The following is a 24698-nucleotide window of genomic DNA, read 5'->3' as shown; positions in this document are numbered from 1 at the left end:
GATATGCACGTCAAAAAATCAATCTTCTCCCTAAAAAACAACCCCTAACTGCTAATCCTTCAAATCATAGCAGTCAGGGGAAATACTTAGTTTACCACATTCATAATCGCATTATTTCCGTATCTTTTTTGATAGTTTTCCAAATAAGATCTGAGTTCTTCATCGGTCTTGCCATCTGGTGCATTTTTGAGCAAATAGAGCGAACGGTTAGGGTGATCTTTGTCAAACATGTTATTGTACAGAACCTTTTGGTAGTTCTGAACTTGTATGTTGTATTTTTCCGCATCGTCTAACGTCAGATAGTCACCGTCAGAGGTAATTGCCCCTTTGTAATTTAATACCGGCATTTTGTCGTACATGGACTGTTCGTATTGGTCGTAAGCTGTTGTCTTCAGTCCCAAAGTCTGAAGTAGGGTCGTCTGTAGGTAATTGACCGATAAATTTTTATTACTCTGGGAATCGATATCGTAATTGGTCCAGATGATATAAGGCGTGATGTAGCGCTGCTGAAGTTCTTCGTTGGACCAATTGCTGAGACTTTTGCCTTTGAGGTCTTCGTAAAAAGAGTTATCTAGTCTCGGCTGATGATCCCCAAAGAAAACTACTGCGACTGGTTCATCCTGCGATTTGAAATAATTAATCATTTCTTTCAGCGCTGTGTCACTTTCTTTAATCAGCGTCAAATATTCTTCAGCATCTGTATGATCCACGCCGCTTTTCTGATTCGGCATGCTGGTGATTTTCACTTGTTCCATCCCGTTCGTGCCTACATTGTATCCGCCATGATTGGCAATGGTGACATCAAAAATAAACTGCGGTTTGTTGCCTCTTTTTTTGTACAAGTCGATAATTTTCTGATAAGTGGCCCGATCACTGACATAGTTGTTTCGGGTAAGCGCCGCATTGCTGAAAGCATCTTCATAAAAATACGTATGTTCAAAGCCGAGATACGGGTAAACCTTATTGCGCTTCCACGCTGACGATTTTCCTGGGTGCATAGCATAGGTTTCGTATCCCTGCGCCCTTAAATTTTTGGCCAAACTCGGCGTTTTCGGTTTAACATACATCTGGTAAGGGCGGGTGTTTTCTGGAACGAAAGCAGTGGAATTGCCAGTTAAAAATGAATATTCTGTATTGCAGGTTCCTGCGCCGTATACATCGACGTACAGATTCCCTCGTACAGTGTTTTTTTTCAGGCTTCTAAAGAAGGGCATGTAGTCCTCATTTGTTTGAAAATTCCCCATGACGGACAAATCAGAAAAACTTTCGTTCATCACTGCGATGATCGTCGGCTTCTTTCCACTAGCCACAGCTTCTGTTGCCTTTTTTCCCGCCGCCGTAGTTTTTTTCACTTCTGCACTGGCCTTTTTGCTGCCATTCTTCACAATATTTCTCGCAACTGTTGCCGAATAGCCTGAGGGTTTTTTAATATGAAGCAATTTGGCATTGGTCGTAAAAGCTGTAATGTACTGATTGTTTGACGGTGACCACGAATCGTACACATCTTCGAGGGGTAAAACGGCGATCAGTGCAGCAATCGCAGCTGTGACGCCCAGTGCGCCCAGCCGCGCTCTTCTGCTTTTGTTTTTATCGTCAGCAAAATATTTTGTTTTGACATTCGAACTGACGGCGTAAGCCGCAATCGCCATATAAATGCCGGCAATAATGGTTCCGGATATGCCGATGGAATAATTCTTTGCGACTTCAAGACCCGTATTGGCCGTCATGAGGTCACCAAAAAAGAAAGGATCCCCTCTGAATTTCAATAGGAAAAAATTCACACAAGACAAAATGAAGAGCGCAAACATGACAATGCGTATGCTCAAACGCAGTCGGTTCGTGATCGCAAAAAAAAGCAGCACCAGCGCACCGATGATTAAGACGGCCATCCCAAATTGAGCGATTCCCAGCGGATCAAATCGGCTGCTCGTCCAGACCGGCATGCCACAGGTGGTCTGGTGCATGGCAATAATAAGGAAAAATATCAGCATCCCTAAAATGATACGCCAATTCCGATTCGCTTCACCTTCAAATTTAAAAGTAACCGCAATAAAAAGTGCCGTGATCAGAATCGCCACCGTCGTCGTTCCCCAATACTGTGAAGGAATCTGCGTCTGTTCAAACTGGCCGAAAACCGCCATCAAAATCAATCCGGCCGCGCAATACACGACAGCTAAAATCAACCGAAGAATACTGGTCTCAACTGGTAGTTCCAATGTGACCTTACGATTCGCTTTTAACGCCTTCAGTGTTTTTCGCTTTCGCTTTTCTCGATGTTGTTTTACATCTTCCTGATCCTGAATCTGGTCTTGCTCTTCCATGCCAAACCTCCATACTCAGACATAATATACCTTTTATTTTCTAAATAGCCCATTAAAAAAAGGGCACAACTAACAAAATATAGTATAGTCTACCCTTTTTATTTTGAAATGTAAAATGTATTTAAATAAAGTGTCTTTTTCCCTAAAGGTTAACTAAAGTGTTGCGTTACAATTTCCGGTTACGAACCGCGCCTTGATAAATCATCCCGTTCAGCGGATCTACCGTAATTAACTTCCCTTCCGTAATGACTTCTGTCGCCTTCTGTACCCCTTTGATCACTGGAATTTGATAATCTCGCGCAACGTGATCAGCTTCTGAATTTTCACCAACTTCGGACGTCACGACCGCAGCCGCTTTTTCAATCGCACCGTAAATCCCCGGCGTGATCACACGCGTCACGACAATATCACCTTCGTCAAATTCATCAAGCGTATCCGGTGTGACAAATTTTGCAAAGCCCGTCACCAACTTGTCGCCAATCCCAATACCGGAAAGGACCGCATTGCCGACCGTTCTGACACGAATGGTATTGGTATTACCCTGAATTCCGAACGGAAGACCCGCCGCTGCCACGACCAGATCGCCAGTCTTGACAACATTCATGGTTTCAAGGATGCGGTTGACGTCATTGACCAGATCATCCAGTTCTGTCATTCTAGGCACGTACAAACAATATGCACCCCATTGCATGCAGCATCTGCGAACCGTTCTCATATTGTCAGAAACTGCAAAAATCAAACAGTTCGGACGATATTTTGACAGCATTCGCGGTGTGTAGCCGCTGGTGGTCGGCGCGATGATTGCTTTAACGCCCAAAGATTCGACAATATTGACCACCGCCGAGCAGACCCCGTTGGTAATCGTCATTTCACCGTGAGGCACGTGGTCGCGATGCTTATACTGCGGAGAATTTTCTGTTTTTAAGACAATTCGTGCCATGGTTTTGCAGGCTTCAACCGGATAATCGCCTGCAGCTGTTTCTCCTGAAAGCATGACGGCATCCGTACCGTCGAAAACGGCGTTAGCTACATCTCCGACTTCCGCTCGGGTCGGCCGCGGGTTGCGGATCATGGAATCAAGCATCTGCGTCGCTGTAATAACCGGTTTACCGACAATATTACAGCGGTGAATAATATTTTTCTGAACAATTGGCACGTCTTCTGCCGGGATTTCAACCCCTAAATCGCCGCGTGCAACCATGATACCGTCAGATACAGTGATGATACGGTGGATGTTTTCAACCCCTTCGCGGCTTTCAATCTTGGAGATGATTTTAACGTGTTCACCGCCGGCATTGTTGAGCACCTTACGGATAGCAATAACGTCCTGCGCCTTGCGGATAAACGAAGCTGAAACATAATCGATCCCATGTTTGACACCGAAGATCAAGTCTTCTTCGTCTTTTTTGGTCAATCCTGGAAGATTGATCGAAACCCCTGGAATATTAATGCTCTTGCGGCTTCCCAAAGTTCCGCCGTTGTCAACCACACAATTAATGTCTTCCCCTGTGATGTTTTCAACGGTCAGCTCAATCAACCCGTCATCAATTAAAATCCGGTCCCCTTCTTTCAGATCTCTCGGCAGATCCTTGTAGCTCACAGATACCCGGCCAGCATCGCCTTCGATGTCTTCGGTCGTCAGCGCGATGTGATCGCCCTGGTTCAAAGTAACCTTGTCATCCTTCAGAACACCTGTTCTGATTTCCGGCCCCTTTGTGTCGAGCATGATGGCGATCGCAATGCCCGAATCTTTTCTCGCCTTTTTGAGGCGCGCGATGCGCTTCGCGTGTTCCTCGTGAGAGCCGTGGGAAAAGTTCAGTCGAGCGACGTTCATCCCGTGTGTGATCAATTGTTCCAGGACGCCTGGACGGTCCGTCGCAGGTCCCAACGTGCAGATCATTTTCGTTTTCTTTAATACTTCTGGATTTGGCATGCTATCTTTTGGCCTCCTTTTTTTAATTTAACGCCGACTTATATCGACAAAATCTGAATCATTTCATACATCTCTTCATCAAAGACTTTCGGCGTGTTGAGCGCTTCTTCGAGATCAACCGCTTCATACTTGCCGTTTCGAACGACAATGACAATCCCGGTATGTCCCTTTGCAATTTCTTCAACTGCCATGTAGCCCATGTTGCTCGCCAAATTGCGGTCGAAATGGCTCGGAGAGCCGCCGCGCTGGATATATCCCAGGTTGGTGCCCTTGGTTTCGACCTTCGTCAGTTCCTGAATCTTTTTGCAGTAATCGCGATAACCTCCGCAGCCTTCAGCCAGCATGATAATGCTGTGCATTTTTCCGCGATCGCGCCCTTCAACCAATCGGCCGCAAATGGTTTCAAGCGGCACGTCCTTTTCCGGGATGATCATTCCCTTAGCGCCGCAGGCCAGGCCGGCGTACATCGCGATATCACCGCATCGTCTTCCCATAACCTGAACCACATTAATTCGATTGTGAGAAAATGTGGTGTCACGGATTTTGCTGATCGCTTCAATCGCCGTCGAAACTGCCGTGTCAAAACCAATGGTGTAATCACTGGCGCCAAAATCATTGTCAATGGTGCCCGGAATCCCAACAATTTTAACGCCGAGCTCCTGAAGTTTCAGTGCGCCGGTCAAACTGCCGTCGCCGCCAATCACGACCAGCACGTCAATTTCATATTCCTTGAGAATTTCCGCTGCGCGATGAAGTCCTGCGTTGGTTGGAAAAAAGTCGGAACGCGACGTTTGCAAAATGGTGCCGCCGTGGTCAATGATATTCGCAACAGAACGGCTGTTCATCGGATAAAAATCCTGTTCCAAAAGCCCTGCGTAGCCCCGATTCACACCGTACACTTCATAACCATGATAAACAGCTGTCCGCACAACAGCGCGAATAGCTGCATTCATTCCCGGCGCATCGCCGCCGCTTGTTAAAAGTCCAATTCGCTTCATCTTATACTCACCTTATCCTCGCCGAGGATTCCTTTCAATTGTTTTATTAAATCCGAATCCGCAGTGACCCACAAAGATCGAGAGGCGCCGAATTTCTTCTGTTCCCTTTCAAATTGAATCAAAACCGGCGTATCACCTGGAGATGCTTTAAGCAACGGTTTAATTCGGTTTAATTTTCCTTTTTCGCTGTAATCGTGAAAAGCCAGCACCAATTTTCCACGTGGTGCACTTTTTTTATTATACCTTGTCTTTTCCTCATGAATTGTAAAATTTAGGTCATTTTTAGGTTGCTGACCCCTGCGGACCTGATCTAATTTTTCGATCTGATCGGCAATGATCGAGACATTCATTTCTTCGTTGTAATTGATTCTCCCGCGGACCAAAACCGCTTCACCGTCGTGCAGCCGTGATCTAAATTGATTGAAAGTTCTCGGGAAAACCACAATTTCTATATGGCCAAATAGATCTTCCAGCGAAAGAAACGCCATCTGATCGTTATTTTTCGTCAGCTGAATCTTGACTCCGTCGACCATCCCGCCGACGCAAACCTTGCCGCCGTCTTTTATACCGCTTTCGACTAAATCTTCATAGCTGTCCATCATGCTCGCGTTTAAATTGGTCTCGCTGGCCAACACCCCGGTGTAATGCTCCAGCGGATGCCCGGATACGTAGAGACCGAGCACCTCTTTTTCGTGAACAAGCTTTTCTTCTTTGGTAAAAGGTTCCGTGCTGGGGAAACGGTCCCCCTTGTAATCGTCCAGTTCGCCCATATCCAAAAGAGACACCTGTCCTGACAGACGCGTCCTTTTTTCATCGGCGACCCGATTGATCATATTGGGAAAACCCATGACCATTTGCGAGCGCTCATACCCTAGAAAATCAAATCCGCCAGCCAAAATCAAATTAAGCACCACTTTTTTTGTTACCAGGCGGAGATCCACCCGTTCAAAAAAGTCCGTCATCGTCTTGAAGGCGCCGATTTTTTCTCTCGCCTTTACAATTTCATCAGCCGGATGCTGTCCCAAACCTTTGATTGCCCCAAATCCAATACGAATATAGGCCTTTTTCTGGTCGTCAAAACCAACAGAAAACTTGTACTGACTCTCATTGACGTCGGGGGCCTTGATGATTATACGATGCTTTTTACAATTGTCAATATACTGCGCAATCTTCTTTTCATTATCCATGACCGACGACATCAATGCCGCCATAAATTCCGCTGGATAATAGCATTTCAACCACGCCGTCTGATATGCAACGACGGCATAGGCCGCCGCATGGGATTTATTGAAGGCGTATTTTGCGAAATCCTTCATTTCCTCGTAAATCTGCCGGGCAACATTTTCTGGAATCCCTTTCGCCACCGCACCTGGCACGGTCACGTTGCCATCCGCGTCTTTTTCTCCATGGATGAACACTTCGCCTTCAGCGTCCATGACATCGCTTTTCTTTTTAGACATCGCGCGACGTACCAAATCGCTTCGTCCCATCGAAAAGCCAGCCAAATCGCGAAAGATCTGCATGACCTGCTCTTGATAAACCATACAGCCGTAAGTCACGTCCAAAATCGGTTTTAACTCCGGCGTTAAATAGGTAATGTGTGCCGGATCCTTTTTGTTGGCAATGTACCTCGGAATCTGATCCATGGGCCCCGGACGATACAATGAGATACCTGCGACGATATCTTCGAAATGCTGTGGGTTTAACTCACGCATGAAAGACATCATGCCGCGGCTTTCGAGCTGGAAGATGCCCAGATCGTCCCCTGACGCAATCAACTGATAAACCTTCGGATCCTCCATGTCGATTTGATTGATATCGATGTCGAGCCCGCGCGTTTGTTTAATGTTGTTCAGGGCGTCGTGAATGACGGTCAAAGTGCGCAGCCCCAGAAAATCCATTTTGATGAGTCCCAAATCTTCCAACAGGTTCATCGTGTACTGCGTCGTGATCGCGTCGCCGTTGCGGTACAGCGGTACGTATTCAGTTAACGGCGCATCTGCGATGACAACACCTGCCGCGTGGGTCGAGGCGTGGCGCGCCAGCCCTTCAATTTGCTCAGACATCTGGAGCAGTTCGCGGACGTTGACGTCTTCGTCCGCCATTTTTCGAAGGTCTGGATTTTCCTTTAAAGCCTCCTCAATGGTCACATTCTGTCCCGGCCGCATGGGAATTTCCTTTGCGACTTTATCGACATCTGAATAAGGCATGCCGAGAACTCGGCCTACGTCGCGGACCGCTCCTCGAGCCGCCATCGTACCAAAGGTAATGATCTGCGCGACGCGGTCTTTGCCGTATTTACGAATGACGTAGTCGATGACCTCCTGCCGTCTTTCGTAACAGAAATCGCAGTCAATATCCGGCATGGTCACCCGTTCCGGATTCAAGAAGCGTTCAAAAATCAAATTGTACTTGAGGGGATCGAGGGTCGTAATATCGAGGGCGTAAGCCACCAGCGACCCTGCAGCCGACCCGCGGCCTGGCCCCACCGGAATGCCGTGGGTTTTTGCGTAGTGAATAAAATCCCACACCACCAAAAAATAATTATCGAATCCCATCTCGTGGATCGTCGCAAGCTCGTACGCCATACGTTCCTGAATCTCAGGTGTCACAGGATCGTAGCGCTTGGCCAATCCCGTTTCACACAAATGCCTGAGGTAGGCACCGGCGCTCTCAAATCCTTCCGGAAGTTCAAATTGCGGAAGATGCGCGTTTTCCATATCAAAGGTTACGTCACAGCGTTCAGCAATTTTGACTGTGTTTTCAAGGGCTTCAGGGTGATCTGGAAATAACGCAGCCATCTCATCCGGCGATTTAAAATAAAACTGGTCGTTGGGATAGCGCATCCGGTTTTCTTCATCAACCGTCGCACCCGTTCCAATGCAGAGCAGCACATCGTGAGCCTTATAATCCGATTGGTTGACGTAATGACAGTCATTGGTCGCCGCGAGCGGCACGTTGTATTGTTTGGAAAATCGGTAGAGCGCGTCTCTGACCTTCGCCTCCTCGATGAGGCCGTGATCCTGCACCTCTAAATAAAAATGATCCTCCCCGAAAATGGACTGATATTCCCGGACCAAAGCCAGCGCTTTGTCTTCCTGTCCACCCAAAATGGCCTTTGGAATTTCTCCAGAAATGCAGGCGGACAGACAGATAATGCCCTCGTGATACTGCTTGAGGACTTGATGATCTACGCGGGGTTTGTAATAAAACCCGTCGATGTAACCCTTGGAAACAATCTTTGATAAATTGCGATAACCCGTGTTGGATTCCGCTAGTAAAATAAGATGACTGGCCTGGCTGTCGATCCGCCCTGATTTCTGTGCAAGTCCCCGTGGCGCAATGTAAACCTCACATCCAATAATCGGCTTAATGCCAGCGGACTGACAGGCTTTGTAAAATTCAATGGCACCAAATAAAACACCGTGATCGGTCAGTGCAATCGCATCCATCCCCATTTTTTTTGCAGATTGAACGTAGTCATTGACCCGGCCGAATCCGTCGAGCAGACTGTATTCAGTGTGCAGATGTAAATGTACGAATGGGGACTTCATTACGCATCTCCTAAATTTTGTGCCTCTTTTTCCAAATCAAATATATTTTTTTATTATAGCATATTCTATTAAGCTTTCAAGCATTTGGCCCGTTTGGACAAAATAGTTCCCAGCTGAGCCATTAAAAAAAGCACTGCTCACGCAATGCTTATGAATCATTTCTATATGACTAAATTTAACAGTCCCAGTACAAAACCAATGAAGGCCCCTAAATTGATGATCATATCAAATTCTTTTTTCATAACAGACAAGACCATTTCTTCGAGCTCATCGATACTCATGGCATCGATCGCGTCAGCCACGATATCTGAAACGTTGATTCTATTGAGAATCCGTTCGACCCCTTCTTCAGCCAAAGTCCGATATTTGTTTTTTATGACGCGCTGAATCTGTTCGTGCTCAATGTCGACGCGCTTGAGAAGCGACTCCGGTGAATGGCTGAACAAATGCTCAACCTTGATGGCCACCTGTTCCTGCACCAGATCGCGCCCATCTGTTTCAACATAGTCCCTTAAAGAAGCGGCGATGGGTTCGACGAAATTATTCAGCATACCGTCCGTCACAAAGGCGCCGATCAAACTACCGGCCAGCTTCTGCTTGATCATAACAATCCCCTTATCGCGGACCAGCTGTTCGAAATCAATATCCTTAATTGAATCGGCAATCGATGCGGTCATCGACACAGTCATTTTTTCTTTCATCTGCGCCGTTTTCGCTTCTGAATATCCTGCATTGGCAACCATTTTCTCAATCGATTGTGTAAACAGAGATGCTATTCGATTGACCATCGCATTTTCAAATTCCGGCTCCGTCATTCGGCTGACAATGGCTTCTTTCGTAATCAATTGGTTCGCAATGACACTACCCGCCTTTTTAGCCAGGCGTTTTCTCCCCTTCGGGATGGCTCCCGGCGTAAACGGCAGGCGTTTACCGAAAATCCGCACTTCTTTTTTAGGGAAAAACAGCATTTTAACCGCAATGTAATTTGTAAAATAACCAATCAGCGCACCGATGAGCGGGCCTGAAATGATTTTTAATATATGCATAACGCCTCCAAAATAAAAGAATCAGAAACATTATAACACAGAAATCAAGTTTTATTGACCAAATGCCACCATACGGTCGATCGCCGCCCGGGATTCCTCAATGGTCTGTTCAGGCAGTTCAATCTGTTCACCGCCGTCACCGTTGACGCTGTGATAGACATCCATCAACGTTGTCGCTTTCATGTTCATGCACACACACATTTTAGAAAGCGGATAGAAACGTTTTTCTGGGTGGGCAAACTGCAGGTGCTGCACGATACTATTTTCCGTCCCAATGACAAATTCTCTGCTGCTGCTGTCCGCCGCGTACTTCATGATGCCCGTCGTGCTGCCGACGTAATCCGCCTGTTCCGAAACTTCGGACAGACATTCCGGGTGAACCAGAATTTCAGCATCTGGATGTTCCGTTCTCGCCCGCTTGACATCTTCTGCCGTCATTCTGCAATGGGTCGGGCATCCGCCGTTAAAAAATTTAAAGGTTTTTTCCGGCACCTGTTTCGCCACCCAAGTGCCCAAGTGACAATCCGGCACGAATAAAATCTTGTCCGCATCCATTTTTTTGATGATCTTTACCGCGGAAGAAGACGTGACAATCATATCCACTTCCCGCTTAAAATCGGCCGTCGTATTGATATAGGCGACCACTTTATAATCCGGATATTGCTGTTTTAATTTAATTAAATCTTCTCGATTCATCTGTGCCGCCATCGGGCAAGCTGCCAGAGAATTGGCTAACACCACATTTTTTTCCGGTGACAAGACCTTACAGGTTTCAGCCATAAAGCGAACCCCACACATCACGATGTTTTGGTGTGCATCCTTCGCCGCCTGAAGGGCCAAACCGTAAGAATCGCCCACATAATCGGCGACCTCCCAAATATCTTGACTCTGATAAGCGTGTGCCAGAATGCACACATCCTTTTCTTTTTTAAGCTGAACGATCTTTTCTTGAAGTTCTTGAATGTTCAAAATAAGCTCCCCCTTTAATGTTTCATGTCGCTTGAATTGAATGTCTTATTATACCCACAGTCTCTTTTCATTGTCAATTGTCTTGTTAATTTTTATTCGACAGCTGTCTTGTCAGCTTCGAGAAGCTGTGTTATAATTTTTAACAATTTGAAATTTTCAAAAAAATCAAGGAAATCAACTAAACAAAATGAAAAAAACAGACATTCTCATTGTGGGCAGCGGATGCTCAGGGCTTTATGCCGCACTGAACCTGCCTGACGATCAACAGATCACCGTTATTTCCAAATCCGATCTGGAGAGCAATGATTCTTTTCTCGCTCAGGGCGGCATTTGCATGCTGAGAGACGACGACGATTACGACAGTTATTTCGAAGATACCCTGAAAGCCGGGCATTACGAAAATGATAAAAAATCCGTCGAGATCATGATCCGCTCCTCCCAAGATGTCATTCGCGATTTGATTGATATTGGCGTCGACTTTGCGCGAGACGAAAACGGACAATTTCTCTTTACGCGGGAAGGCGCCCACTCTCATCACCGCATTCTCTTTCATGAAGATATCACTGGTAAAGAAATCACACGTCATCTGCTGGCGGCTGCAAAAGCTAAGCCAAACATCACGTTTCACGAATACACGACGTTGATCGATATTATCGAAACGAACAATATCTGTTACGGCGGTGTTGTCCAGAAGGCGGATGGCCATATCGATATCATTCAGGCCAAAACGACCATTCTGGCCACTGGCGGTGTTGGCGGTTTGTTTCAACATTCAACAAATTACCGTCACCTGACCGGCGACAGCCTAGCTATTGCGCTGCGCCACCACATTAATTTGAAAAATATTGACTACATTCAGATTCATCCGACGACATTTTACGATCCGGACACGACCAAACGATCTTTCCTCATTTCAGAATCAGTTCGCGGCGAAGGCGCAAAACTTTACGGCAAGGACATGCAGCGCTTTGTCTATGAACTGCTGCCAAGAGACGTCCTTTCCAAGGCCATTTACAAAAAAATGGAGGAAGATCACACCCAACACATTTGGGAAGACCTCCAGACGATCCCCAAAAAAGAATTGGAAAGTCATTTCCCAAACATACTCAAACACTGTGAAGAAAAAGGCTACAATCCTGAAACAGAATGCATTCCAATCGTGCCGGCGCAGCATTATTTTATGGGAGGTATCGCCGTCAATTACGAGAGCAAGACTTCAATGGCCAATCTCTACGCCGTCGGCGAAACCGCCTGCAATGGCGTCCACGGCAAAAACCGGCTGGCGAGCAATTCTCTGCTCGAATCCCTGGTCTTTGCCAAACGCGCCGCTCGAGATATCGAGAGAAATGGCCCGGTTCTTCCAGATGACGAAACACTTGACGCCCTGATTCAGGCCGTCCCTCTGGACCGCTACACCAATGTTAAACAAATCGAAAAAAATTATCATCAACTTGTCAAAAACGCGATTCAGGCACAGCGTGACGAACGCGGCGACCGCGATGCCCACGAAACCTTCGCATTTAATCATCAATAAGGAGTATACCCATCATGTTTAATCCCATTACTTTAAAACTCAATATCGACCCTTTGCTGTTATCGGCTTTAGAGGAAGACATCCCAGAGGAGGATATCTCCACCAACGCCGTCATGCCCGACGCCATCCAGGGCAGCGTTCAGCTCATCTCGAAAGAAGACGGCATTATCTGCGGCCTACAGATCTTTGAACGCGTTTTTACCCTGCTCGATCCGAAAACGACCATCGATTTCAAAGCGCAGGACGGCGATTTTGTGAAAAACGGTGACCTTCTCGGCATTGTTTACGGCGACATCCGCGTACTGCTCTCCGGCGAACGGGTCGCCCTCAATTATCTGCAGCGCATGAGCGGCATCGCCACAAACGCACACCGCATGGCTTCCCTTCTCGAAGGCACCTCGATCACGCTGCTCGACACCCGCAAGACGACGCCAAACAACCGTATTTTTGAAAAATATGCTGTGCGTACCGGCGGCGGGCAAAATCACCGCACCAGCCTGTCCGACTGCGTCATGCTCAAGGACAATCATATCGATGCCGCGGGCTCTGTTGCTGATGCCATTGCAATGGCGCGCGAGTACGCGTCTTTCGTGCGTAAAATTGAAGTCGAAGTCGAAAATCTCGATATGGTTAAAGAAGCGGTCGAGGCTGGCGCCGATATCATCATGCTCGACAATATGGACCACGACACCATGGCACAGGCGATTGAAATCATCGATCATCGCGCTGAAGTTGAAATCTCCGGGAACGTCACGGCTGAAAAAATCGACCAATTCAAGGATTTAGCGGTCGACTTTATCTCCAGCGGCGCCCTCACTCACTCGTCGCCGATTCTCGATATCTCCCTCAAGCACTTAAAACCGGCAGATGGAGGCGGCCATGAAAGGTGATGCCCGCCGAAAGGAAATCTTCCGCCTGCTCCAAGGCAGTGATCGTCCCATTTCAGGATCTGCATTGGCCAAACGCTTATCTGTGAGCCGTCAAGTCATCGTTCAAGACATCGCGCTGATGCGCAAAGGTGGTACACCCATCCTCTCAACCACAAAGGGTTACGCCATTCAGAGCAGCGGAGCCTACTCCCGAGTCTACAAAGTCCGTCACTCTGACGAGCAGACTGAAGAAGAGCTCAACGCCATTGTGGATCTGGGCGGGCGCGTCGAGGATGTATTTGTCTACCACCGCGTCTACGGCATTCTCCGCGCCGATCTCAATATCCGCTCTCGCCGCGATATTCAGCTTTATCTTGAGCGCATCTCTAACGGCTCGTCGACACTTTTGAAAAATACAACTTCCGGCTATCATTATCACACCGTTTCCGCTGACTCAAAAGAGATTCTGGATCTCATTTTAAAAGCTCTGGACGAAAAGGGCTTTTTAGCTAAACTTCAAGATTACGAGCCTGTCGATTTTTGGGCGAATCCAGATACGCCATAACCTTCTAAAAATCTAACTGACTTTAATGCTTATCAGGATCGTGGTTGCCATACAGTTCCGACTAATTTTCAGTCTCAGAAATGATTTCTTAAAATCTATCTTAATTTTTTGCGCCATTCGCTGAGCATTTGTCCGTAAAAAGAGTGTAAATCAATGTAAAGGGTTGAATTTGTACAGTTATATTGAAATTCTGTAAAAAATCATGAATTTAAATTGTCTATATTTCTATCATAGTTTAAAATAGGTCATGTAAAGGAATAAAATCAAAAAAATTAAAAAGTATATGGATTTTGAATATTTAGGAGGAATAAATAATGAAAATTGTTTTTGGTTGTGATCCAAACGCCACGGATTTTAAACTTCAGTTAATGGATTATGTAAAAAGTCTGGGGCACGAAGTGACTGATTTCGGTTCTGACGATCCAATCTACGCTAATGTGGCAATCAAATGTGCAGAAGCTGTCGCTTCTGGTGAATTTGACCGCGGTATTGTCGTATGCGGCACCGGGATCGGCGTATCTATCGCCTGCAACAAGGTCAAAGGCGCTTACGCAGCCTGCATTCACGATGTCTATCAAGCACAACGCGCCAAATTATCGAACAATGCCAACATCATCACCATGGGTGCTCAAGTGGTTGGCATCAAACTCGCTGAAATGATGGTCAAAGAATACTTGACCTGCGGCGAATTCGACACCAACGGCCGTTCGATGGCAAAGGTGCAGCGCATTGTCGACTACGAAAACGAACAATAATTAAGCAATCACCAAAATAATTAAATAACAAAGGAGAGTTAGGAGTAATGGCTAAATATTTAATGGGAATTGACGCTGGAACCGGCAGTGTCCGCGTCGCAATTTTCGACTTAAAAGGGCGCAACCGCGCGTACGACGTTCAGGAATATCCGACCACCTATCCGCAGAATGGCTGGGCTGAACAAGACGATGAAAAATGGCTGGTCGCTTTGGGGGAAGCGATTCCAAACGCCATTAACAAAGCGCAAGTCGATCCTGAAGACATCGTCGCCATCACCTGCGACGCGACAACCAACACCCTTGTCTATCTCGGCGAAGACGACCGGTCTGTACGCAAACCAATTCTGTGGATGGATGTCCGTGCTGCCGGCGAAGCCGCAGAAATCGATGAAATCCGCGAACAATACGATGCGACAAAATTCTACAAACCAAGTTTCCGCGCTGATACGATGATTCCGAAAAACATGTGGGTCAAACGCCACGAACCGGAAAATTGGGCCAAGACCAAAACAATGTTTGAATTTGAAGACTGGCTCAACTGGATCCTCACCGGTAAGAAAACCCTGTCCATGTCTGTCGCTGCTTTCCGTTGGAATTACGACGACAAAAACGGCGGCTTCCCCGTCGACCTGCTCAATGCAGTTGGCCTAGACGATGTTCTCGATAAAGTACCGAAGACCATTCTGAAAGTCGGCGAACCTGTCGGACCGGTATCCGAAAAAGCGGCCAAAGCTTTCGGACTTTCGACCAAAACCATCGTCATCGAAGGGACTGCCGACTGCAACGCCTGCATGTTCGGTGTCGGCGGGGTTCGTCCCAACGGCATGACCCTGATCGGTGGGACCTCTTCCTGCCTCCTCGGCTTATCTGAAGAAGAATTCCACGTCGATGGTGTCAATGGGACTTATCCAAACTGTATGTACGACGGCACCAGCCTCCTTGAAGGCGGCCAGACGGCATCCGGCGCTATCCTGACCTGGTTCAAAAACAACCTCGTTCCGGGTTCTTGGGTCGAAGAAGCGGTGAACCGCGACATGAACATCTACGATCTCATCACTGAAAAAGCGAAGAAAGTTCCAATCGGTTCCGGCGGCGTTGTCATGATGGATTACTTCCAAGGCAACCGTGCGCCGTATTCAGACTCTAAAGCCCGGGGCATGTTCTGGGGATTATCCATCGGGACCGATACGGCTGCCCTCGCCCGTGCGGTGTATGAAGGCGTCGCCTACGGCGCGAACCATTGCATCGTCAGCATGAAGAAGGCCGGTTATCAGGTTAACGAAATTTACGCCTGCGGCGGGATCGCCACTTCTGATTTCTGGCTGCAGATGCATTCTGACATCATTGGCGTGCCGATCTACACGACGATTGAAAACCAGAGTGCTGGCTGCCTCGGCGATGCCATTATCGCCGGTGTCGGCGCTGGATTATTCAAAGATTTTGGCGAAGCGGCTGACACCATGGTTCAAGTCGATAAAACTTACCGTCCAAACATGGAAAAACATGAAGAATACAAATTCTACATGGAACGCTACATGGAAACCTGGCCGGCAATGCGCGAAATCGTCCACAAGACTGTGGATCACAACGCTTAGACTTCAGACTTCAGCTGTTTTGAAAACAATTAACCCTCCTGTGAGAGCACAGGAGGGTTTTTGTATTGAAATAAAGCGCTTAAATCTATTATTTTGTCTACATTTTCCAGCGCATTTCTAATGTCTGGAATGCGTATGGTCGCGGTGGCTGATGTATCGTTCCGGTGTTTTCCGCATCGTTGTTTTCGCTTCCGTTCCCTGATGAGGGGCCTTTTCTCTTAGATTAACTGTTTTCTCATTCAATGATCCCCACCGATTTTGGGATAAACGCGTGCGTTTGACAGGTTTTTCCGATACAACTTGGCGATTTTGCGTCGCCCTTTTAACCGCTTCATCTAATCGCGCACGGCGTCTTTCCTGACGCATCTGTTCCGCTTCTTTCGCCTTCTGATAGCGGATTTCGCGATCCCGTTCGTTGATGGCTTTTGCATTGAGCCACATGGTTTCCTGTCCTGGGTAAGCGATGCCACCATTTTCTTTTCTCAGTCCAGCTTCATTTTCAGGCTTTGCCGTTTTTTCAACAAAGTGATTGGCGATTTCCGTCTGGTGGACGATGAAAATGACGATTAACAGAAAAATATGTGCGTAGAATAAGTTAAACACAACGCCGTACTGCTCCAGCAGATAATGGGTTTTAAAGCCAAATGCCGCCATGATTGCCGTGCACATCAGGGCGAGCAGCAAAATCGGCAGGTTGTCCCGCACACCGGACATCGCTTCCTGAAAACTTTCCAGCGAGGCATCGAAATAAACGAAGCGGCCGATTACAAGGGTGATGAAATACATGATGATATTATCGTAGTTGCTGTCAACGTAGAGAAATTTGATGTAGGCAAAAATCACCAGCATGTAAATCATCCCGAGTAATCGCATCGACGCCCGTTCCCCGGGACGAATATGGTTGAGGGGAATGATCTTATTGTCGACAAAGGAATTCAATATCACAGAGCCTAAAATAAAAAACAGTAAAATAATACCGTTGTATTTGCTCCAAATCGTTTTATCGGTCGTAGCGAGACCAAAATAATCGATGGCAAAATAAATCGCAACAAACATCAAAATAAACGTGCTGGAGAAAATCAGCTCGTAAAAACGTTCGATCAAGCTGATCGTTTCGTCCATCAAAAAGGTCTGCTTCGTCGCTTGCGAATACTTACCGGACATGACCCGTGCCGCGACCAAGATGATGCCGATGGCCGCGGCGATACAGACCGCCGCCATCACAAGCATCATGATCAGCTTTCCTGGCTTGAGCAAATAGGCCAAATATTGTCCGAATGTCAGGGCTGTGTTTCCCATAACCAATCACCTCTATATTTAAAAATATTTTAATTGCGTTATTTTCAATCACACGCTATTATACGGCCCTATTATTAAATGAAACTAAAAAATCCCCTCATGTGAGGGGATGATCTTCCGTATCAATCGGTTTTCTTTTCTGTCTGTCTCTCAAATGATTGGCTTGTTTTAGAAAATGCGGCTTCTTTTTCCTCGGACAATCTATCGAGCAATGTCTGCATATTGGTTTCGAAAACCTCAGCCGAGAGCAGCGCAATACCAGTCTCATCACTGAGCACCACCAGTCGATCGCCAGCCTCCAGTCCAAACTGATCGCGAGCTACTTTGGGAATAACCATCTGTCCCCGCTCGCCAAGGGTCACCACCCCCCAGAGATCTTTGCCCTTCGGCGCAGGCGGCACAACACCCATGCCGTCTACCGTTTCGGTTCTCATCAGACTGTCCAGACTCACGCCATAGACCTCCGCTAACTGCGCCGCCTTTTCAATGTCCGGTGTGGTCGCGCCATTTTCCCATTTTGCATAGGCTTGCCGTGAGATCTCTATTTTTTCAGCGATCTTTTCTTGGGAATAGCCTTTTAATTTTCTAAGCATTCTCAGATTATCCTTCAGCATGTTGATACTCCTTACTAAAGGTCAATATTCTCAAAATCTGCGCACGCCTTTCGATACGATGAATAGGTTATGACCATATAGACCACTACGCCGCCAAAAAGAAGTGAGAGCTGCAAAACAAAATGATCGAACCCAAAAGCATTGACGGCTGCCATCCCTGGAAGATGATGCAGTACTTCGGCCGCACCCACCGTCGGGAAAGCTGCACAGATATAATAAACAAAAGGTTTGCCAATTTTGTACGCCGTTATAAAAAAGCCGCCGACAAAATGACATTAAACAAACCAAAAATCAGCAAGGCCGTGCCCAGATAAAACAAATTGGCATTCATCAGTACATTTTGTCTGTAAACCAGCACATCCGCCCAAATCGTCATCCGCAAAAGTGTAAGGATCGCCATCAGTGCAAAACCGCAGAGCTCAATCAGCGCCACAAATAGGAACTTCCCTTTGACCACATCGCCCTTGGCCACCGGCAGCAGCGCTGAATAGAGTATGTCGTTGGCCTCTCTGGCGTTCTGAAAACTCTGATAAATCCCCAACGTGATAAAAAATGCACCGCAAAGAATCGGGTACCCGGGCAGCAGTGTCATAGCGGCAAACCCAAGAAAGAACCAGGTCAGTGGCAGCGCGGATAAGCGTATCTCTTTATTTAAAAAACGCTTCACGATCCCGCCACCTTTCCAATCGTAACAAGATGGTCTCAAGAGTCTCACCCGCCTGGCCATACTCCTGCATAAACGCCTTCTTCGAACAGTCCGCCTGTATTGCACCATCATGAATATAAAGGATGGTGTCTGCGCATTGCTCCAAATCCGAGATGATATGGGTAGAAAAGAAAATCGTCACCCCCTGATCTTTCAAGGTATGGAACACCCCCAGCAATTCGTTGCGCGAAAACGGATCCAATCCGCTGGTCGGTTCATCCAAAATCAAAACTTCTGCCCGATGAGAAAGCGCCAGGAGCAGATTAAATTTTACCTTCATCCCCGCTGATAATTCGATTGGTTTTTTGTTGTCCTCCAGACCGAATAAAGACGCATAGCGTTTGTAAGCATCATCATCCCAACTTGTATAAAATGTCCTGGTGACTTTAACGATCTCCCGTATCGTCTCTCTCGGATACCAGCTGACCGTTCCCATTGAGTAACCAATTCGCTGCTTGATTTCAGTTTCGTGTCCTGCCAGCGGCATGCCAAAATAAGCAATCTTACCGTCGTCCGGATGGATTAAATTTAGCATCGCTTTGATCGTGGTGGTCTTTCCCGACCCGTTTCGACCGACGAATCCGGTAATCTTTCCCGCTTCCAGAGAGAACGACACATCTTTCAGCCGGAAAGTGGGATAGATTTTACTCACATTTTTGACTTCTACAATACCCATCATTCGCTCCTTTAATACAATTGTTATGAATATTGTAAGGTCAAGTTGCCGCTGTTTCCACCAACCAAACGCGACAGATTTCTATACATTTCGTTATCTTTGGTTGCGTCCGCGATCAGTTAAACTTGCTTTGCGGCTCTATCGTTCAAGGATTCATCTATCTCTACCACATGAACGGTATTGCCATGTGCTTGGATGATTTGAATTAAATCCGCCTCATAATTTTTTCAATGGCTTTTCCCTTTGCCAGTTCATCGACCAATTTATCCAGATATCGGATTTTTTGCATTAAGGGGTCTTCGATTTTCTGAACTTTGATACCGCACACGCTTCCCGTAATCAAATGACAATGTGGATGGATCTGCGGCGCTTTTTCAAAAAAAGTCTTGTAATCCACTTCTTTTTTGAGTTGTTCGTTTAACTGTTCTTTCCTGTATCCAGTAAGCCAGCAGATGACCGCATCTACCTCATCTTTTGTCCGGCCCTTTCGTTCAGCCTTCTTCACAAGAAGCGGATAGACTTTAGAAAATTTCATGGCAAATACTTTTTCGTTCTCCATAGAATCCTCCGATTCTCTTTTCAATCCTGCAATATCGGCGAAAGCATAAAGTGAATCACATCGACCACCCCGTCTGCTTAAAAATGTCTTCCGTGATACCAAAGCACCGTCGGGTCAAAGGCGTCCAGCGCCGCCACACCTGTATATCCCATCAGCTCTTTCAGTTGAGCGTTCATCTGACGGATCTTTTTCTCGACAGCCGGTGTCCCGTCTTTCAGAAGGCCCGGTAGGATGGCGCGCCCGGTAGAAACTGCGTCGGCCCCCAAGGCCATGAGTTTGTAGGCATCTCTTCCGTCGTCGACAGAGCAGTCTGCAAAAACCTTCATTTTTCCTGAGACCTTCTTGATCTCTGGGAGGATCATCGCCGGCGGCACAGCAAAAGGCAGTCTCCCGTGATGATGGCTGACCACAATGGCGTCCACGCCCGCTTTCTGACAGATGGCGGCGTCCTGCGTACTGAGCACGCCCTTCGCGACAAAAGGCATCCCCAATTCACGGGAGAAGGCCGCAAATTTTTCGATGTCCTGTGCCGTCAAGGTGCCAAGTTTTTCGCCGTCCACCACATCCAGCTCACCGTCTGTCCCAATGCTGTGGTCGATATCAATGCCAACCGCAAACGCCCGGTGTGCTGCAGCAAAAGCCATCTGCGAGCTGATCTTCTCGTGATCGGCAAAGGGCTTGATGATACGGATTGTTTCCGCGCCGACTTCAGCAATTTTCGCATAATCTTCGTCGGACTCCATTCCGACCCAGTTGACAATCCCCAGATGCTTTGCCGCCTGCGCGTATTCTTCCATTGGCTGATGATCGAGTCCCGCTTTGTTTAGATGCGAAAATGCCGGCATCATAATCGGTGAGGTAAAGTTCTTTCCCCACAGCTGCATCGTAAGATCCGCCACATGCGTGCCGATGATCCGCTCCTCAATGAGGATTTCATCCAAAAACCGTCTGGTATGCCAGCTCGCATTCGACGCGGCCTTGGGCAGCACCGGAATCAGTCCCTCAGGTCCGGGCCATTTTGCTTCTTTTTCCATCGATTTAACCTCCTAAATAAAGTGCCTGTCCTGTCGATTCAAACAAACATCTCAGAAAGATGGCCTCTGTACAGGTTGTCATGCTTTAATCTTTTCTCAAACGCGTCATCTTCGGCGCAGTTCCCAGAAAGCAACAGCACTGGCGGCTGCAACATTCAGAGAATCCACACCGTGACGCATCGGAATCTTCGCCGTATATTCGGATTCGGCAATCGTATGAGAGGCCAATCCGTCGCCTTCTGCGCCGAGCAGTATAGCCAGTTTATTTTTTTTCAAGATCGGATCATCGATCGCGACACTCTGTTCGCTCAACGCGAGAGACACGGAACAAAAACCCATCTCATGCAGCCGGAGAAGTGTTTTGTTCGGCCAGTCCCGCTCTGACAGAAAAGTCCACGACACTTGAAACACATTGCCCATGCTGACTCTGACCGCCCGCCGGTAAAGCGGATCACTGCATCCCTTCGTGAGCAGCAGCGCGTCAATATCCATCGCAGCCGCCGAACGGAAGATGGCGCCTATATTGGTCGGGTTCTCAATGTTTTCGAGTATGGCAATACGTGAAGCGCCGGCACACAACACCTCCATCTTCGGCAGGATTCTACGGCGCATCGCGCAAAGCACCCCTCTTGTCAGGTGAAATCCGGTAATTTTCGCCAACAGGTTCTCTTCCCCAGAATAAACAGGAATGCACCATTCTGGAACTTTCTCAAGTCGTTCTAATATGCCGGCAGCATCTCCCTGAATTTCTTTATCCGTCAGAAGCAGAGAGAGCGGCTGATAGCCGGCGTCCAGCGCGCGCAGGATTACCTTCGGACTTTCCGCAATGAAAATGCCCGGTTCCGGCTCAAAATAATGACGCAGCTGTTTCTCCGACAAGCAATGATAAATGCCGAGAGCCGCTGTATTAATCTGATTGATGCTTATAATATTGATCATTATTTATCCAATCCGTGTTCCTCAATTTGTCATTTGTCTAAAAAACGCGCCACAGCTTCTGCCGTCTGCCGCCATTGTTCTTCTTTGCGAATCCCTGCTTTCCCGTCACCTTGCCGTCGCGCCCCAGGCGATCATCGCCAGCGGCACCAAAATCCAGAATCGCCACTTATGGGTTTTGATTGTATAAAACTTGCAGAAACTTTTTAATTGTTATGCTTCAGCACGGCTTCGACGAGATAAACGAGAAGAATCAATAAACCATCAGCCGGGCTGATGCGTTTAAAAAAGCTTCAACTTTAAGCCCAAAACCCTCTCGTCCAATCGTGTAGATACGCCTTGCACAGGAATTGCAGAAAATTTCAAAGGGTCTCACTTTTATTGACATTTTCTGACAGCCGCGCACACCGCGAGTTCTCCGGGTTTGAATAGAAACAGGCTTTTGCCTCCCGCATCTGCTTCTCTGCCTCCATCAGCATCCGGTCAGAGTTGATCCCGCCTGTAAGCTTCTCTGCCATGCCATAGGAGACAAAATATCCCATGTCCTCGAGTTTCTTTTTCACCGCTTCCACCCTCTTCTCAATATCAGAGCGCGGCGTATCAAACACAATCGAGACAAATTCATCCCCGCCAAAGCGGAAGGTATTCTCTCTTCCGAAGGCTTCTGCCATCGCCACAGCCACGGCCTGCAGCATCACGTCGCCCGCTGCATGTCCCTCCTGATTGTTTTTTTCGTGAAGACCATTCACGTCCGCAAGGATGCAGATGACATTTTTTCTGCCTGTTGAAGAAATTCGTCGCAGATTTCCTCATAGCTGTTTCTGCTGCGCACCCCGGTCAAAAGGTCGTTCTCAAAAATGTAAACCAGTGAGAACAGCAGATAATCTTTCATAAAGAGATCTCTCCCTTAATTTGAATCGACAATTATATCTGTTTTAACGTTTCCTCAACATCGTCTAAAATCTGATTGAACTTCATTAACGCGCGTTCCATCGGTGCCGTCGTTGTAAAGTCAACGCCTGCATGCTTGAGTTCGTCTAACGGGTAGGCACTGCCGCCCATAGATAAAAATTCCAGATACTTTGTAACGGCTTCCTGCCCGTCATTCAAAATGGCTTCTGACAGTGCTACCGCCGCACAATAACTTGTCGCGTACTTGTAGACGTAGAATGGTCGATAAAAATGCGGAATCCTGGCCCATTCGTACTGAACTTCATCGTCGATGATCAATGCATCGCCAAAATAATCATGGATCAACTGCTTATACAGACCGCTCAAACTTTCTGGCGTCAGCGCTTCCCCTTTCTCAGCCATCGCGTGTGCGTCTTTTTCAAATTCTGCAAACATCGTCTGACGAAAAACAGTTCCTTTGAACCCTTCAAGATAGTGATTGAAAAGCGCTAACCGTTCCCTAGGTTCAGTTGTTTTCGCAAGCAGTTGTTCAACCAATAAATTTTCATTCACCGTGGATGCGACTTCGGCCACAAACAACGTATAATCCGCATTCTGCGGTGCCTGTGTGTGATTGGAAAGCCAAGTATGCTGAGAATGACCCATTTCATGTGCAATGGTGCTCACACTGTCCAAGGTGCCGGTAAAGTTCGTTAAAATGTATGGATTTGAATCGTAGGTCCCGCTCGAGAACGCGCCTCCGCGTTTTCCAACATTGGGATACACGTCGATCCAGCGATCAATAAAAGCCTGCTTCACCCGATTCACATAAGCTTCACCGAGAGGGCGCACCGCGTCGAGCACCATCTGCTGCGCTTCCGTGTAGGTATATTTCTTAGAAGAGCCGGGAATAAGCGGTGTGTAGACATCGTAATAGTGAAGTTCATCTAAATCTAAGATTTTTTTCCTCAAATGAACGTAACGGTACATTGCGGGCATATACTTTCTCACCGTTTCGATCAACCCGTCATAAACTTGTTCCGGCACATGTTCATCTGCCATACTCATCGCCCTCGAAGAGGCGTAATGGCGGACCTGTGCGCTGGCAACAGCTTCTTTGACACAAGCATTATAAGTTGCCCCGAAGGTATTAATATGTTCTTTGAAACCCTTGTAGAAGCTTTCAAAGGCATGTTTTCTCAGAACGCGGTCTTCATCCATTTGTAATAAAATGTAGTTGGATTGCGTCACTTCATGGCTTTCGCCCTTGCTATCCATGGCTTGATTAAACCTGAGGTCAGCGTCCTGCAGGTTTTCACTGATCTTCCCGGGGGCGCCCAGCACCTCTGTGAAGGCCGCCAGCAGCGCTTCTTCCTTTCCGGATAAGACGTGCGGCTTCTCGTCTAATAGCTTCTGCATGACAAACGCGTAAGGCGCTAACGCCTCGTCTTTCACAACCGCCGCTAAAGCCGTCTCATCCATAGCGAGAATCTCAGGTTCCGCAAAACTCACAGCCTGCGCGTATTTGGCGTAGATCATGTACGCCTTGGATTCCATGGCTTTACCATCATTTGATCGGGTATCCTCGCAATTTCTCAAACTCGCATAACAATAATAATTCGATAGCTTTCTGCTTAGTTCTGTATCCAAATCGAAAAACGCCCTGATCGTCTTTGCGTTCTTCAATTTTCCCTGATACGCCGCTAATTTCTGAATGTCCGCGTCAATTTCAGGGAGTGCATTTTCCCATTCTGCATCACTTTGATATAAACTCGACAGATCCCACATATACTGTGGATCCAAGTCTTTACGTTCTCTTATGGTTTTGCTCATCATAACCTTCT

At 47.2% G+C, this 24698-nt stretch carries 21 protein-coding genes; 5 read left to right on the top strand and 16 right to left on the bottom strand.

Translation table 11 applies throughout. The features are described from left to right. Nucleotides 1–86: 86 nt before the first annotated feature. The 6 genes from FYJ52_RS04355 to nadA form a co-directional block, all read right to left on the bottom strand. Nucleotides 87–2321, bottom strand: coding sequence for a sulfatase-like hydrolase/transferase (locus FYJ52_RS04355; protein WP_154576040.1), 2235 nt, complete (start codon nucleotides 2319–2321; stop codon nucleotides 87–89). Nucleotides 2322–2487: 166 nt separating this feature from the next. Beyond that, nucleotides 2488–4254, bottom strand: coding sequence for a pyruvate kinase (gene pyk / locus FYJ52_RS04350; RefSeq protein ID WP_154576039.1), 1767 nt, complete (start codon nucleotides 4252–4254; stop codon nucleotides 2488–2490). A 38-nt stretch (nucleotides 4255–4292) separates the two neighbouring features. Beyond that, on the bottom strand, nucleotides 4293–5252 hold the full coding sequence (gene pfkA / locus FYJ52_RS04345) for a 6-phosphofructokinase (RefSeq protein WP_154576038.1): 960 nt from the start codon (nucleotides 5250–5252) through the stop codon (nucleotides 4293–4295). After that, nucleotides 5249–8806, bottom strand: coding sequence for a DNA polymerase III subunit alpha (locus tag FYJ52_RS04340; protein WP_154576037.1), 3558 nt, complete (start codon nucleotides 8804–8806; stop codon nucleotides 5249–5251). Before FYJ52_RS04340 ends, pfkA begins: the two co-directional genes overlap by 4 nt. Nucleotides 8807–8967: 161 nt before the next feature. Next, entirely contained in the window at nucleotides 8968–9852 is an 885-nt protein-coding gene (locus FYJ52_RS04335) for a DUF445 domain-containing protein (RefSeq protein ID WP_154576036.1), read from the bottom strand. Nucleotides 9853–9903: 51 nt separating this feature from the next. Continuing rightward, a complete protein-coding gene (gene nadA / locus FYJ52_RS04330) occupies nucleotides 9904–10821 on the bottom strand; it encodes a quinolinate synthase NadA (protein ID WP_154576035.1) in 918 nt (305 codons plus the stop codon). Between the two features lie 187 nt (nucleotides 10822–11008). On the opposite strand from nadA, the gene FYJ52_RS04325 reads away from it, so the two are divergent. From FYJ52_RS04325 to FYJ52_RS04305, 5 genes are all read left to right on the top strand, one after another. Continuing rightward, a complete protein-coding gene (locus FYJ52_RS04325) occupies nucleotides 11009–12355 on the top strand; it encodes an L-aspartate oxidase (RefSeq protein WP_154576034.1) in 1347 nt (448 codons plus the stop codon). Between the two features lie 14 nt (nucleotides 12356–12369). Then, nucleotides 12370–13245 carry a carboxylating nicotinate-nucleotide diphosphorylase gene (nadC, locus tag FYJ52_RS04320; protein ID WP_154576033.1) on the top strand — a complete coding sequence of 292 codons (876 nt, stop codon included), beginning with the start codon at nucleotides 12370–12372 and terminating at the stop codon, nucleotides 13243–13245. After that, the gene (locus FYJ52_RS04315; protein WP_154576032.1) at nucleotides 13235–13789 is read left to right on the top strand and encodes a transcription repressor NadR; all 555 of its coding nucleotides are present in this window, start codon (nucleotides 13235–13237) and stop codon (nucleotides 13787–13789) included. The genes nadC and FYJ52_RS04315 overlap by 11 nt, the downstream gene beginning before the upstream one ends. 314 nt (nucleotides 13790–14103) lie before the next feature. Beyond that, entirely contained in the window at nucleotides 14104–14544 is a 441-nt protein-coding gene (locus FYJ52_RS04310) for an RpiB/LacA/LacB family sugar-phosphate isomerase (RefSeq protein ID WP_154576031.1), read from the top strand. A 47-nt stretch (nucleotides 14545–14591) separates the two neighbouring features. Continuing rightward, a complete protein-coding gene (locus FYJ52_RS04305) occupies nucleotides 14592–16139 on the top strand; it encodes an FGGY-family carbohydrate kinase (RefSeq protein ID WP_154576030.1) in 1548 nt (515 codons plus the stop codon). Between the two features lie 117 nt (nucleotides 16140–16256). On the opposite strand, the gene FYJ52_RS04300 is transcribed toward FYJ52_RS04305, so the two are convergent. The 10 genes from FYJ52_RS04300 to pepF all read right to left on the bottom strand — a co-directional run bounded on the left by FYJ52_RS04300 (nucleotide 16257) and on the right by pepF (nucleotide 24687). Next, nucleotides 16257–17438 carry a hypothetical protein gene (locus tag FYJ52_RS04300; RefSeq protein WP_154576029.1) on the bottom strand — a complete coding sequence of 394 codons (1182 nt, stop codon included), beginning with the start codon at nucleotides 17436–17438 and terminating at the stop codon, nucleotides 16257–16259. A gap of 122 nt (nucleotides 17439–17560) precedes the next feature. Continuing rightward, nucleotides 17561–18052, bottom strand: a complete 492-nt coding sequence (locus tag FYJ52_RS04295; protein WP_154576028.1) for a helix-turn-helix domain-containing protein — start codon at nucleotides 18050–18052, stop codon at nucleotides 17561–17563. A gap of 247 nt (nucleotides 18053–18299) precedes the next feature. Continuing rightward, a complete protein-coding gene (locus FYJ52_RS10125; protein ID WP_328598759.1) occupies nucleotides 18300–18719 on the bottom strand; it encodes an ABC-2 transporter permease in 420 nt (139 codons plus the stop codon). Then, the gene (locus FYJ52_RS04285) at nucleotides 18700–19434 is read right to left on the bottom strand and encodes an ABC transporter ATP-binding protein (RefSeq protein ID WP_154576027.1); all 735 of its coding nucleotides are present in this window, start codon (nucleotides 19432–19434) and stop codon (nucleotides 18700–18702) included. The genes FYJ52_RS10125 and FYJ52_RS04285 overlap by 20 nt, the downstream gene beginning before the upstream one ends. A 205-nt stretch (nucleotides 19435–19639) precedes the next feature. Further along, the gene (locus FYJ52_RS04280) at nucleotides 19640–19993 is read right to left on the bottom strand and encodes a DUF2200 domain-containing protein (RefSeq protein ID WP_154576026.1); all 354 of its coding nucleotides are present in this window, start codon (nucleotides 19991–19993) and stop codon (nucleotides 19640–19642) included. Nucleotides 19994–20070: 77 nt separating this feature from the next. Then, a complete protein-coding gene (locus tag FYJ52_RS04275) occupies nucleotides 20071–21027 on the bottom strand; it encodes an alpha-hydroxy-acid oxidizing protein (RefSeq protein ID WP_154576025.1) in 957 nt (318 codons plus the stop codon). 105 nt (nucleotides 21028–21132) lie between these two features. Beyond that, nucleotides 21133–21966, bottom strand: coding sequence for a TrmH family RNA methyltransferase (locus tag FYJ52_RS04270; RefSeq protein ID WP_154576024.1), 834 nt, complete (start codon nucleotides 21964–21966; stop codon nucleotides 21133–21135). Nucleotides 21967–22325: 359 nt separating this feature from the next. Then, nucleotides 22326–22712 carry a diguanylate cyclase gene (locus tag FYJ52_RS04265; protein WP_205960756.1) on the bottom strand — a complete coding sequence of 129 codons (387 nt, stop codon included), beginning with the start codon at nucleotides 22710–22712 and terminating at the stop codon, nucleotides 22326–22328. Continuing rightward, nucleotides 22709–22855 (bottom strand): hypothetical protein, encoded by a 147-nt coding sequence (locus tag FYJ52_RS04260; RefSeq protein WP_154576022.1) that lies wholly within the window; start codon nucleotides 22853–22855, stop codon nucleotides 22709–22711. Before FYJ52_RS04260 ends, FYJ52_RS04265 begins: the two co-directional genes overlap by 4 nt. 32 nt (nucleotides 22856–22887) lie before the next feature. Further along, nucleotides 22888–24687 carry an oligoendopeptidase F gene (gene pepF, locus FYJ52_RS04255; protein ID WP_154576021.1) on the bottom strand — a complete coding sequence of 600 codons (1800 nt, stop codon included), beginning with the start codon at nucleotides 24685–24687 and terminating at the stop codon, nucleotides 22888–22890. Nucleotides 24688–24698: the final 11 nt, after the last annotated feature.

Source organism: Pseudoramibacter porci (assembly GCF_009696145.1).
Taxonomy (GTDB): domain Bacteria; phylum Bacillota; class Clostridia; order Eubacteriales; family Eubacteriaceae; genus Pseudoramibacter; species Pseudoramibacter porci.
This window is presented reverse-complemented; position numbering and strand designations above follow the sequence as displayed.